General features: G+C 43.1%; 12 protein-coding genes. 2 read left to right on the forward strand and 10 right to left on the reverse strand.

Annotation, left to right across the window (positions count from 1 at the left end):
* Positions 1-111: 111 nt before the first annotated feature.
* A complete protein-coding gene (locus tag EKM67_RS02695; RefSeq protein WP_164506538.1) occupies positions 112-633 on the reverse strand; it encodes a MerR family transcriptional regulator in 522 nt (173 codons plus the stop codon).
* Between the two features lie 31 nt (positions 634-664).
* Between EKM67_RS02695 and EKM67_RS02700 the strand changes: the two genes are divergently transcribed.
* Complete coding sequence (locus tag EKM67_RS02700; protein WP_125577049.1) at positions 665-1,633, forward strand: aldo/keto reductase family protein; 969 nt, start codon at positions 665-667, stop codon at positions 1,631-1,633.
* A gap of 1 nt (position 1,634) precedes the next feature.
* On the opposite strand, the gene EKM67_RS02705 is transcribed toward EKM67_RS02700, so the two are convergent.
* Positions 1,635-2,540, reverse strand: a complete 906-nt coding sequence (locus EKM67_RS02705; protein WP_125577051.1) for a helix-turn-helix transcriptional regulator — start codon at positions 2,538-2,540, stop codon at positions 1,635-1,637.
* A 106-nt stretch (positions 2,541-2,646) separates the two neighbouring features.
* On the opposite strand from EKM67_RS02705, the gene EKM67_RS02710 reads away from it, so the two are divergent.
* Positions 2,647-4,611 carry a glycoside hydrolase family 127 protein gene (locus EKM67_RS02710; RefSeq protein ID WP_125577053.1) on the forward strand — a complete coding sequence of 655 codons (1,965 nt, stop codon included), beginning with the start codon at positions 2,647-2,649 and terminating at the stop codon, positions 4,609-4,611.
* 787 nt (positions 4,612-5,398) lie between these two features.
* Here EKM67_RS02710 and EKM67_RS02715 read toward each other — a convergent pair.
* The 8 genes from EKM67_RS02715 to EKM67_RS02750 form a co-directional block, all read right to left on the reverse strand.
* Entirely contained in the window at positions 5,399-6,835 is a 1,437-nt protein-coding gene (locus EKM67_RS02715; RefSeq protein WP_125577055.1) for a glycoside hydrolase family 43 protein, read from the reverse strand.
* Positions 6,836-6,888: 53 nt separating this feature from the next.
* On the reverse strand, positions 6,889-8,508 hold the full coding sequence (locus tag EKM67_RS02720) for a xylulokinase (RefSeq protein ID WP_125577057.1): 1,620 nt from the start codon (positions 8,506-8,508) through the stop codon (positions 6,889-6,891).
* 107 nt (positions 8,509-8,615) lie between these two features.
* Positions 8,616-10,046, reverse strand: coding sequence for an L-arabinose isomerase (gene araA, locus EKM67_RS02725; RefSeq protein WP_125577058.1), 1,431 nt, complete (start codon positions 10,044-10,046; stop codon positions 8,616-8,618).
* A 43-nt stretch (positions 10,047-10,089) separates the two neighbouring features.
* Positions 10,090-10,803, reverse strand: a complete 714-nt coding sequence (locus EKM67_RS02730) for an L-ribulose-5-phosphate 4-epimerase (RefSeq protein WP_125577060.1) — start codon at positions 10,801-10,803, stop codon at positions 10,090-10,092.
* 48 nt (positions 10,804-10,851) lie between these two features.
* Entirely contained in the window at positions 10,852-11,070 is a 219-nt protein-coding gene (locus EKM67_RS02735) for a hypothetical protein (protein WP_125577062.1), read from the reverse strand.
* Positions 11,071-11,090: 20 nt separating this feature from the next.
* The gene (locus EKM67_RS02740; protein WP_125577064.1) at positions 11,091-11,660 is read right to left on the reverse strand and encodes a hypothetical protein; all 570 of its coding nucleotides are present in this window, start codon (positions 11,658-11,660) and stop codon (positions 11,091-11,093) included.
* Positions 11,661-11,759: 99 nt separating this feature from the next.
* On the reverse strand, positions 11,760-12,605 hold the full coding sequence (locus EKM67_RS02745; protein ID WP_125577066.1) for a carbohydrate ABC transporter permease: 846 nt from the start codon (positions 12,603-12,605) through the stop codon (positions 11,760-11,762).
* A gap of 5 nt (positions 12,606-12,610) precedes the next feature.
* Positions 12,611-13,501, reverse strand: a complete 891-nt coding sequence (locus EKM67_RS02750) for a carbohydrate ABC transporter permease (protein ID WP_125577068.1) — start codon at positions 13,499-13,501, stop codon at positions 12,611-12,613.
* Positions 13,502-13,570: the final 69 nt, after the last annotated feature.

Here is a 13,570-nt window from a genome sequence, read left to right on the forward strand (position 1 = left end):
AAAGCGATATCTGTAAATTCAGATATCGCTCATAAATCTCCACCAACACTATTTGACAAAGACCCAATTAACCGGCTCCTGTTTTTGTATCCTCTTTATTTTTCAAGGCGGTTAAAAATGACGTTGCAAATAATCTGACCACAATGGATCTGGTTGCTGCTGTTCACGAGCAGTTTTAATCGCCTGATAGAAAGCCAACTTGCGCTTAATATTTTCCAAATTTTGAATCAGGCTGGCCACTTGTTGCTCGGTACTCTCCACGTGGCGCGCCAACAAGGCAATAATCGGATCCAATTCGAGTTCGCCCTGATCGTATTTAAAAAATTGCTGAATTTCTTTGATCGTCATGCCGGTCGTTTTGAAACATTCAATGGCGCGCAATCGCTCCACATGCGACTCATCATAGACTCGGCGATTGCCGCAATGCGTCACGTTTGGTAACAGACCGATTTCTTCGTAATAGCGCAACGTCGACAATTCCAGATCGAACTGATCGGCGAGTGTGCGAATGGTAAAAGTAGCGATGATCCTGACCTCCAATTTTGAAAATAGATTGCTTTTAAAAATTAGCGTTGAACCACTTGACCTCAAGTGTACTTGAGGTGATGAGATCAACTTTGTTAGCGAATTCAACTTAATCTGAGCACCATGAAAGGAATAGCAAATGAAATATCGTAATTTAGGAAAATACGGCTTAAAAGTTAGCGAGTTAGCACTAGGCAGTTGGATGACGGACGTGGCCACACCGGAAAAACAAGATTTAGCCGCCGCATCGATCAAGCTCGCTTATGAAAATGGCATCAACTTTTTCGACTGCGCAGACGCCTACAGCGGTGGTGCTGCCGAAAAGTTTCTCGGCAAAGTCCTCCAACAATTCCCTCGACAAGAACTCGTACTTTCTAGCAAAGTGTTCTTTCCAACCGGTGATGGTGCCAATGATCGCGGGCTTTCGCGCAAACATATCTTCGAACAAGTCGATCGTTCGCTTAAAAATATGCAAACCGATTATTTAGATCTTTATTTTTGTCACCGCTTCGACGAAACGACACCACTAGAAGAGACGTTAAAGGCGCTCAGTGACTTAGTAGACGCCGGCAAGGTTCTTTACTACGGTGTCAGCGAATGGACGCCTGTGCAGCTTTTAGAGGCGGAATTGATCATTTCCCGCGACCACCTCAATCCGATCAGCGTCATTCAGCCCGAATACAATCTCTTCGACCGCTATATTGAACACGAATTGATCGATGTCTGTGGACAATTCGGCACCGGAATTGTCCCCTTCTCGCCACTGTCACAAGGTTTATTGACCGGTAAATATCGCAAAGGGGCCGCAATTCCGGCGGGATCTCGCGCCACGTATCAATCTCAGATCCAAGCCATGTTGACCGATGATAATTTAGACAAGGTTGAAAAATTGATTCAGATCGCCGACGATCTTCACACTGACCTCGCCACATTTTCGCTCGCTTGGGCGTTAAGGGATCCGCGCATTTCGAGCTTGATCACCGGCGCCAGCAAACCCGCACAACTTCAGCACAATTTAAAAGCCATCGATCTCGAGATTCCTGCCGATTGCTTAGCTGCAGTCGATCGCATCTTTGATTTCAAAAAATTCAAACGCCAAATCGGTTGATTTAATTTTTGTGGGAGGTTTCAACGCGTTCCAATAATTGTCGCACATCCACGCCGGGGTCGACCTGTTGATTATTCAAAAAAGTATGTGTGTACGCCTGTCGATATTGACTCGGCGTCAGGTGTACTTTTTTTTTGAACAAACGCATGAAATATTTTGGATCCTCAAAAAAAGATTGCGCGCTGATTTCTTCCACCGACAAAGCCGTCGTCAACAATAAATATTTGGCGAAGTCGAGCTTCACCGTATTCATGTACGCCTTCACCGTGATGCCGACCGTCTTTTTGAAAACACGCGTTAAATAATCTGGATTGATGGCGAAATGCGCCGCCACGTCGGCCACTTTTAAATCTTGGCCCATTTGCACCCTGATCCATTCTTTAATTTGATTGACATCATGCGGCTTGCTGGTGATCTGCTGCTGTTGCTGCCAATAATTATTCGTCAACTCGATCAACAACATCGTCTCTGCATAATCGGCCGCCAATGCAGAATAATATTCACTGTGAGCCATATCTAATAATTGTTGGGCGCTGATCATCACCTTTTCGCCGGCACTCAAGTGAAAATTCCGCGGTAAAACGGCACTGTCAACCGTAAATTTGTCAGTTAATTGTAGCTGACCCCGCGCCATAAAGTGAAACCAAATAAATTCACTTTTTTCAAGCGTGGGCAAATAACCGACGATCGTTTCCTCGGGAAAAATCGTCAGCACGTCCCCTTTTTCGACGGTGTAGTGATGACCACTCACCTCAATAAAAATTTGTCCACTCAGGCCAATGATCACTTCGACATCTTGACCATGTTGCATCGAATGATGTTGCCAACCCAATTCCGCTAAAAATTGCCCGCACTGCAAATATCGCACCGGCCGATCAAGTGCAACTTTTAAAAACTGACTCGCCATTTTAATCACATCGCTTTTGTCCACTTTTTCTACAATTATAACAGTTTTGACCCGGCAATAAAACGCCTACAATTAAGTTATCAATTCGAGAAAGAAGTGTCTACTCATGAAAATTACGTCTACAAAAATTACCGATAAATTCTGGCAAAATTATCGCCAATTGGTCAAAGAAGAACTCATTCCCTATCAGTGGTCGGTGATCAACGATGAAATCAGCGTCAACATTCAACGCGAGAATGCCAATTCACTCGATGCCGTTGAGAAAAGCCACGCCATCCAGAATTTAAAAATCGCCGCGGGTTTAGCGACCGGCGAATTTTACGGCTTCTGGTTTCAAGACTCCGATGTTTATAAGTGGTTAGAAACTGTTGCCTATGCGTTGCGCTATGCCCCTGATACGGACTTACAACAAAAAGCCGACGACTTGATTCAATTGATCGCCCAAGCACAACAACCCGATGGCTATTTGGATACGTATATTCAGCTCACCACGCCGCAGAACAAATTTAAACACGTTTCTTTTAGCCATGAACTTTATTGCATGGGACATTATATTGAAGCTGGCGTTGCCTACTATCAGACCACTGGCAACCAGACGGCCTTAGACATCGCCGTTAAAATGGCCACATGTCTCGACAATCATTTTGGCCCCGAAGTTGGAAAATTACACGGCTATCCTGGCCACCCCGAAATCGAATTGGCACTCGCCAAACTCGCAGACGTTACCGGCGACACCCGTTTCACCAACTTGGCTAAATATATGATCGATATGCGCGGAACGACACCGAATTTCTTCGCGGAACAAACCAAGACCCGCCAGGCCGAAAACATCACAGACATGTTCGACAACATGGATCCCGACCCTCAGGCCAAGTATTTCCAAAATCAAGCACCTGTTCGCGAGATGAAAACTGCAGAAGGACATGCCGTGCGCATGACTTATTTGCTGACCGGGATGGCACATATTGCCCGCCAAACTCACGATCAAAGCTTGATTGAGGCTTGCCAACGTCTGTGGAATAATATCACCGATCGCCGAATGTACATCACCGGTGGTATTGGTTCGACAGTTAGCGGCGAAGCTTTTACGTACGATTATGACTTACCCAATGACACGATGTACGCGGAAACTTGTGCCTCATGTGCCATGACTTTTTTTGCCAAACAGATGCAAGAATTAACGCCTGATCGCAAATACGCCGACTTAATGGAGCGTGAACTTTTCAACGGGACGATCAGCGGCATGTCCTTAGATGGCAAACACTTCTTCTACGTCAATCCCCTTTCCGTCGATCCCGTCGCCAGCGCCAACGATCCAACCAAGTCACATGTCAAAGTCCAACGTGCCGATTGGTTCGGTTGCGCCTGCTGCCCACCTAATCTCGCACGTCTGGTCGCCTCTGTTGACCAATATATTTACACAGTCAAAGACGACACGATTTATGTAGACCAATTCATCGGCAACCACACAACTTTCGACAACGGCCTCACAATTGACCAGTCTGGTAATTATCCATGGCAAGGAAATATCACCCTCAAAGTTACCGCTACGCAGCCATCACAGTCGACATTAGCAATCCGCATTCCCACTTGGTCACAGCCTAATTATCAACTGGCAATTAATGGCGTCGCACAATCAATCGAACTCAATAACGGCTATGCGAAAATTAGCCAAGTTTGGTCTGGCACCACTGAACTGACGCTCACTTTGGATATGTCTGCCCGCAAAACACAAGCCGATCCAAAAGTCACCGCAGATATTGGCAAGCTCGCAGTTGAACGTGGTCCGTTGGTTTATTGTTTAGAACAAGCCGACAATGGCAGCCAATTGCCGCAATTAGCGCTCCCACTTACTGCATCATTCATTGAAAAAACCGACGAAAATTCATTAGCAATTCCATTCGTCCGTCTCCAAGCTGAGGGCACGCGGATTAAAGAAGATTCCGACGCGTTATATTCAACAGCAACCGTGCGTTCTGTTGAGGCGACCGAATTAAACTTCATCCCGTATTTCGCTTGGGCAAATCGAACTGCCGGTGAAATGGAAGTCTGGGTTGCTAAGCAAGGATAAAAAATTCGGGTCTACTTGCGGCAGGAGTTGCTCCAGAAAATAGCGGGAGGTTGCTGTGGGGACGGTTCCAAGCTTTTGGAAGTTCGCCAAAAGTTTTCCGCCTAAAATATGAGCTCTTCCAAAACCGGGAAGATCTCACATTTTCCCATTTTGTAAATTCGCAAAAACCGCTCATTAACAAAATTACCACTGCAATCCCACTATTTTCTTCCGCAACTTCTGCCTAAACTTATTTCGTCTAGGCTAGGATCTGAATAACAAGGTTCCTCAAACTTGATTAACACTGTTGCCTTTATGCAGAATAGTTCAGCTTAAAAGTTTGTGTGACAATCAAGTCCACCTTTCGCCTTCTAGAGAAAAGAGTTGCGATACAAATCAGTCGCACAGGACTAGACGTTGACTAGAGTAACCACTATGAAACCGCCAAGATGAGTCAGAACGCGGAAGAAAAAGTTGCGCCTCGCAGTGAAATTGTTCTTGCGGGACCAGATTATTTCCTAAACGTTCTCAGATGAATTGACTAACAATGCAGTTCTCCACAAAACCATAGTCCCGCTAGAACAAGGGTGATCTTCAAGACTTTGCCGATTTTGCAAAGGCTTGAAGTCATCCCCACAGCGAGGCGCAACTATTTTCTGGAGCGTTCTGACGGAACCGAACTAAATCCTACCTCACGCAAAACAAGCCTTCCAATTTTTTAAACAACCAAAAAAAGCGATGAACACCGCGTTGATTCTACTCAACCGTGTCCATCGCTTTTTCACACCCTAAATTTCAACACGCACAACTACTTACGAACCATAAACAATGGTTCGCCATTCTGATCCGTACCCGTAAAGGTCATGGTTTGCTTCTTCGTATATTGATCCCACTCCGACACAAAATAACCTTGATAATTCTTAGCGCCGATCGAAACCTGACTCTGCTCACCCTTATTTTCAAACTTCAAGTTTGCATTATCCACGCCACTGATTTTGCCATCTTTCTTGATCGTCAAATCAGTTGGTGTCGTAATTTTCGCCGTGATTTTCTTATTCATCTGAATCACTTCATAATCGCCGATCACCTGATCAAGTTTATACTTCGCAATTTTTTCACCGGCATAGCGCAATGGTGCCACTACCGGCCAACCCGATTCAGTGAAGAACATTTGGTGAACGCGATCTTCATAAGCCTCGCCTGTATTCGGAAAGCGAGAATGGAAAATCAAGAAATATTGATTGGTCTTCGAATCAAAGTACGCCGAATTATGCCCCGGTGAAACGTAGCCGGACTTATATGGTTTCTTAGTATCCCAAGTGTGATTACCCATAATTTTTACGCCATACTTTTCAATTGCTTGATCATCGAAGGTCGTTCCTGCTGGCCCTTGAATTTTGGTAAAATCATTCCCTGCTGAATCGACAAAGGGACCGTCAGGATTTTTCGAGCGGCCAACGCGAATATTATAGCCACCTGTTGCATCCAAGCCCCCAAACGATAGGAATAGATAGTAATAGTCTGTCTGGGCGTTATAGAGCATATAAGAGCCTTCTACGCGCACATGATTGCCACCGAGCAGTCGTTTGCCGTAACCTTGTCCTGCAATTGGCAAGCCAGTTTTTTCGTTCATCTTCAAAACGAATATCCCACCAGAATATGAGCCGTAAACCATCCACAACTGACCATTCTTATCATAGAAAGTTTGTGGATCGATCGCATTCGGTTCGATCGTGGCATCATACGTTACGTCGTCAGAGACGGCATTCCCCGAACGTAGGAAAATGCCCCGGTCATGATATGGACCACTGATTTTATCTGCGACCGCTAAACCAAGTACGGCCGTTGGATTATCACCTTCACAGGCACAGTAATACATGTAATACTTCTTATCTTTGAGTTGTTCAATATCACCCGCCCAAAAAGTATCCGTACTTGCATCCGTGAACACATCCGCCAACTCGGTATGAATATCCGTAAATAATTTTTGATCATCTACATTATTAGAGATCTGTTGCCACTTGATCAAATCAGGTGACTTCGCCATTTGCATGTGTGAACCGAAAATATAATAATCAGAACCCGATTTCACAATTGAAGGATCATGCACAGAAACATCCGTAAATTTCGGATCGTTCAACACTTGTTTCGCCGCCTTTGGTTTCGGTTGACTGCAACCGACTAAAATACTCAACCCGACTGCCAGACACGCTGTGCCAAACAGCGCTTTGCTTATTTTCTTCATTGCCCTTACCTCAATCTCTCTACTTTAGCTCCCCCTAGAACCAACTCTTTTAATTACGATTTCTTCGCCACATCAGGAATTTTTGCGGCAGTCACTTCGGCCGCCAGTCCTAATTTATAACGTTCGATATATTCGTCGTAGCCTGCAACGCCAGCTTGATTAGGTGGCAAGGTGCTGCTTTCTGGATCTTTGAAGACCTCGTTGTCTAAATAATCGGCTAATGAATCGGCACCATTTTTATCCAGCACATATTGCGCTAAAATCGCCATTCCCCAAGGGCCGCCTTCACCAGCATTCGCCATTACAGTGATCGGTGTATTCAAGGCATCGGCTAAAATTTGTTGTGCAACCACTGGCGTCCGGAAAAGTCCACCCTGCGCAATCAACACGTCGGTGGTGATGCCCTCTTCTTTAGTCAAAACATCCATCCCAATCTTTAAGGGTGCAAAGGCTGAATAAATTTGCGACTGAATAAAGTTAGCCAAGTTAAATTGACTATTGGGTGTGCGCACAAACATTGGGCGTCCTTCTTGCACGTCTGTAATGTTTTCGCCAGACAGGTAAGCATAATTAACTAAGCCACCGGCGTTAGCCTCCGCTGTAGCTGCAGCGTGATCAAATAATTTTCCATACAATTGATCGACGGATAAATCCGAACCGATCAGCTGGCTAAATTCTGTGAACATCTTCATCCACGCGTTGACATCAGAAGTACAGTTGTTGGTGTGCACCATGGCAACTGGAGCACCCTCGGGCGTGGTGACAATATCAATATCGCGGTGCACTTTTGCAAGCGGCTGGTCTAAGACAACCATTGAAAAAGCAGAAGTCCCTGCCGAAATATTACCTGTCCGTTTTTTGACACTATTCGTCCCAGTCATTCCAGTGCCCGCATCGCCTTCTGGTGGTGCCATTAACGAACCAGCTTGTAATTCACCGGTCACGTCTAATTTTTGCGCGCCAGTGGTTGTTAACTTGCCTGCAACCGCACCCGCAATCAATGGCTTTGGCAAAATTTGAGCGAGTTTAAATTGATAGCCTAAAACTTGGGCCAAATGATCAAACTTCTCCATTTTGTCATGATCATAATTATGCGTGGTCTCATCGATCGGAAACATACCAGACGCGTCGCCAATTCCGATCACTTTTTCACCAGAGAGTTGCCAATGCACATAACCCGCCAATGTCGTTAAGAAATCAACCGACTTAACGTGCGATTCCTGATTTAAAATAGCCTGATACAAATGGGCAATGCTCCAACGCTGAGGAATATTAAAATTAAATAATTTCGTTAACTGGGTTGCGGCCTCACCCGTTGTATTATTGCGCCAGGTTCTAAAGGGAACCAATAATTGATCATCCTTGCCAAACGGCAAATAACCATGCATCATCGCGCTGACACCGACTGCGGCAATTTTTGTCAGTGAAACTGAATACTGCGTTGAAACTTGTTGCTTAAGTTCGGCATAACTTGCCTGAATTCCTTGCCAAACTTCTTCAAGCGAATAAGTCCAGAAGCCATCAACCAACTGATTCTCCCAAGCATGACTGCCAGAAGCGACTACTGAATGATCAGTCGCCACCAGGACCGCCTTGATCCGCGTCGAACCCAATTCAATGCCTAGAGAAGTTTTGCCGTCCGTGATTTCTTGTTTAATATTAATTGTCATCATGCACCTCGATCGATTTACTATAAAAATGTTTCGTCAGAAAAGGCTGAATGATCAATAACAATCATCCAGCCTATAACCATGCTTGCTAGCTGAACGCATTGCACAGCTTATTTAATATTAACGAACTTTAAGTCAAACATTTGTGCGAGATCAGTCACTTGTTGTGCAGTCACTTTTGTCGTGAAGACAGTATGGTGACCACCACCATTTTGGATCCATTGTGTCGCGCCGTTCTTCAAACCAGCTTTTGGTACCCACAATTGACGCGCAACAGGTAAGTTTGGTGCTGGCTCTTCGGCTTTTTTAGCGTCGACTTCATAACCGATCAAGCGATATTCGTCGCCAAAATCAGACATCGTTACATCGATACCATCACCAACTTGACCATCAAAGACCAAACGTGCAGGATCTTCGCGATCACCAATGCCTAATGGGTGTACTTCAACACGAGGCTTTGTACTTGCCAAGGTTGGATCAACTTCAAGCATGTGTGAACCAAGAATAACTTCATGACCCTTACGTAAGTCAAGCGTGTAGTCTTCCATGAAGCCAGTGTTTTGATTATGGCTGACGATCTTCAACAAACGATCTAAGGCAGCCGTCTTCCAATCACCTTCGCCGGCAAAACCATAACCCTCGCGATTTAACAATTGAACTGCCAAACCAGGTAATTGTTTGATGCCCCAAAGATCTTCGAAGTTAGTTGTAAAAGCAGAATAACCGCCACGTTCGAAGAAACGCTCCATGGCAATTTTTTCTTTTAATTGATAACGAACTTGCTTCTTGAAGAATTCAGGATCATTGTCACCTGCAGCAGGCACAAGATCATACTTGCTCTCTAAGTCGGCGTATTCAGCATCAACGTCTGCTTCGGAAACTTTACCGATTTCTTCGACAAGATCGCCAATACCAAAGTAATCGACGGTCCAACCCATTTGGATCTGAGCTTCAATTTTATCGCCTTCGGTAACGGCAACATTGCGCATATTGTCGCCGAAACGAGCAACTTTAATATTGAAACTTTCGTTGTAACCAACGGCAACATTCATCCAGTCAGAAATTTCGCCTTGGACTTCTTCATCGCCCCAGAAACCATAGACAACTTTATTATGCTTGCGCAAACGGGCATTGATGAAGCCATATTCGCGATCACCATGAGCACTCTGGTTCAGGTTCATATAATCCATGTCGATCGTATCCCAAGGAATATCGTTACGGAATTGAGTGGCTAAATGAAGTAAAGGTTTTTGCAACAATTTCGTGCCACGGATCCAGTTTTTAGCTGGTGAGAACGTGTGCATCCAAGTGATAACACCGGCAACTTCATCTTTGAAGTTAGCTTCTTTCATTGCTGAAGTAATATTAGCCGCGTCAATCGCAACTTCTTTGAACTCAACCGGATAAGGTAATTGACCACTCTTATTTAATCCAGCAACAATTTCCTTAGCATCTTTTTCAACTGACTTTAAATCATCGTCGCCATACAAAGCCTGACTACCAACAATGAACCAAAATTTATATTCAGGTACTGATAACATGATATTCGACACTCCCATATTAAATTATTTCATATTTTAAATTCTATTTTTTCTGTCCGTAATAAGCATTCTTACCATGTTTACGATAATAATGTTTATCTAAAAGATATTGTGGCGTCGCGACGTCTTTGGCGATGCCGGCAAATTTCTGCAACATCATCGTGTGATAACTCATTTCAGCGCAGACTTCCAAAACTTTCGCGTTGTAAACTGCTTTTTCAGCCGTGGCACCCCAAGTGAATGGGCCATGATCTTGAACTAATACTGCAGGCACATCCATCGGTTTGATTCCGCGCTCTTTAAAAGTACGAACGATTACCTTGCCGGTGTTTTCTTCATACGCAGATTCGATTTCTTCTTGAGTCAGTGCATCGGAAACGGGCACTGGACCATAGAAAGTATCGGCGTGCGTCGTTCCTGCTGCGGGCAAATCTAAACCGGCCTCAGCAAACGAAACGGCCCATGGTGAATGGGTATGAACGATTCCACCAATTTCTGGAAATGAATTGTACAAAACGGTGTGCGTGGGTGTATCGCTAGAAGGATTGAGCTTGCCTTCGACAACCTCACCCTTCAAATTAACAACGACCATATCGTCGGGCGTTAATTTATCATAGTCAACACCACTAGGCTTGATCACAAACAACCCTTTTTCGCGATCAATGGCACTCACATTACCCCAAGTAAAAGTGACTAAGTTATATTTGGGCAATAACATGTTGGCTTCATAAACTTCTTTTTTTAAGGCTTCTAACAATGAACTGTCACTCCTTTGCAATTAATTTTAAACAGGCTTCCGATTCTTTTAACCGACCATGATCAGTCCGGCAATCAATAGAACCACACCAATTAGAAACAGAATATTATTACCATGTTTCCAGATTGAGCCCTTAGGCATGATCAAATTTTTAAAATCCGCTCTTTTTTCAGTAGGCATTTTAAAAATTTGCATCACATAACGAACCACACTGATAATGGCCAATACAATCCCGATCACTAATAGAAATGTACCGATTATTTTCAAATTGATCACCTACCCCACAATTAATGAATATGCAGTTGCAAACGAATTTGTTGCAATGGTTTCTTCGTTAACAAAATCAAACCCTCAATCACAACCGGTGCAATAATAAAGGCCATGAATTGTGGAATAAATGACACCGACATATAAATCAAGAAAAACAAGAGCACAATCATCAGTGAGTTCAGCCCAAAGTGACTTAGCGCATAAAATGACATCTTCAGACTATTCTTCACGTCAATTTTGAAAAATGATTGTATCCCAATAATCCAGCCAAGACTGACCAGAGTCAAAATCAACAAAACCAAAATCATCGGCGAGAATAATTGATTCTTAATAACCGCATTAACGGCATACATATCAAAAAGTAAAAAGATGACAATACCAGTGTAAAGTAGACCAATCTTTAAATATTTAAACCGATTTACCCAGTAAAAGTGGAAATATTTCTTAAAGCCCGCAATGAACTCAATATTCCAACTTCGATCTTTAAGCAAGTCTGCCAATCCACCAATCGAAGGATACAGAAGGACTAATCCAATTAAATAAATTGGAGAAGTGACCAGACTAAATTTAAGTGTCAATAGTGACACAATCAAAACCACATTGCTTAAGTAGAAATAGAAACTACAAAGCACAAAGCGCCAAAATATTTCGATAACTTGATAAATCAGATTTTTTTTCATATGAGATTAACCTTTCACACCGCCACTAGTAAGTCCTTCGATAAATTGATTCTGGTTCAAAGCAAAGACGATCAGTATTGGAATAACGGACATAACAGAACCCGCAAAGAGTAACTGATAATTATTACCATAAGGCGTCATAGCTGATAACAAACCTGCAGGAATAACAAAGTTTGCATCAGACTTCATAACGATCAATGGCCATAAGAAATCATTCCATGAGTTCATAGTCGTTAAGATCGTCATGGCACCAAAAGCTGGCTTCATCAATGGCACGTAGATCTGCCAGAAAATTCTGAATTCACCACAACCGTCGATCCGTGCTGACTCAGCAAACTCTCTTGAAAGTCCCAAACAGAACTGCCTGAAGAAGAAGATTGCCGACGCGGGAACAATACCTGGTAAAATTACCCCAGCATACGTGTTCATTAAACCTAATTGTGTGACCAATTTGTACAATGGTAACAAGAGAATACTGCTTGGTACCATCATCATGATCAATACAATGGCAAAAATTGTTTTACGACCTTTGAAATCATACTGAGCTAAGCCATAGCCAACCATTGAAGTGAAGGCCAAAACCAAAACAGTTTCAAGAATCGTAATGATCAAACTGTTCTTAAACCACTGCCAATAAATCCCATTTCGATTTGTCCATAGTGATTTATAAGAATCTAAATTCATTTTTTTGAAATTGAGATCAACATTTAACCCGTTTGAGAAAATCGTTGACGTATCTTTAAACGATGCAACCAGCATGAAGTAAAAAGGAATCATAACAATAATTGCAAGAAAGATCATCAAGATCAGGCTGAGGGTTATCCGAATTCTGTTTTTCTTAGTTTCACCCATGATAATTACCCCTCATCCTTGAACAAACCCATGACACGAGTTTGAATAATATTAACCACGACAACGATTGCAAACAGCGCAACACCTAAGGTACATGAATAGCCGAAATTACCATTCGTAAATGCAGCTTTGTAAATCAAGGTTACTAAAGTTGTACCAACGTTATTCGGTGATTGAGCACCCCAGTATACGTATGACTCATTGAACATTGAAAAACCAGCCATTATCGAAATCGTCAACACATAAATTGTAATTGGCTTTAACAATGGAATCGTAATGTACCAGAACTTCTGGAAACCATTAGCGCCATCCATTGATGCTGATTCATAGAGTTCTGGAGAAATGCCTTGTAATCCAGACAAGAAGTAAATCATGTTTGTCCCTAACCAACGCCATACGGCAATAACGATCAAGGCAAACATTGCAGTGCCTGAACTGTTCAACCAATCAACAGGCGCAATACCTAAATGACTGATCCATTCGTTAAATACACCCGTCTTTTCAGAACTGAAAGCATATTTAAAAATCAAACCTGCAATAACAGAAGAGGTCAATACAGGAACAAAGTATACAGAACGGAAGAAGCCTTTCATTGGCAAACCTTTTTGGTTCATGATATAAGCAACCAACATTGGCAATGGAATCAAAATGAGAATTGTCCAGAAAGTATACCGTAAGACATTCCACAAGGCAGCATAGAAGTCACCATCGTTGAATAATTGTCGATAATTTGCAAGACCGACCCATTGTGTATCACTAAATCCGTTCACCTGCTGGAAACTCATGATCACGGCATTGATGAAAGGATACAACGAGAACACCAAAAATGAAATAATAAAAGGTGCGACGAACAGATATGGTGCAATGCTTTGCCATCTGATTCTTTTCTTTTGCATTTTTCTACACTTCCTTCAAAGTAAAGAATTCTTAGAAAGGTTTTCCCTCCTAAGAATTCCCAACATCTA

The organism is Lapidilactobacillus mulanensis, from assembly GCF_003946215.1.
Classification (GTDB): Bacteria; Bacillota; Bacilli; order Lactobacillales; family Lactobacillaceae; genus Lapidilactobacillus; species Lapidilactobacillus mulanensis.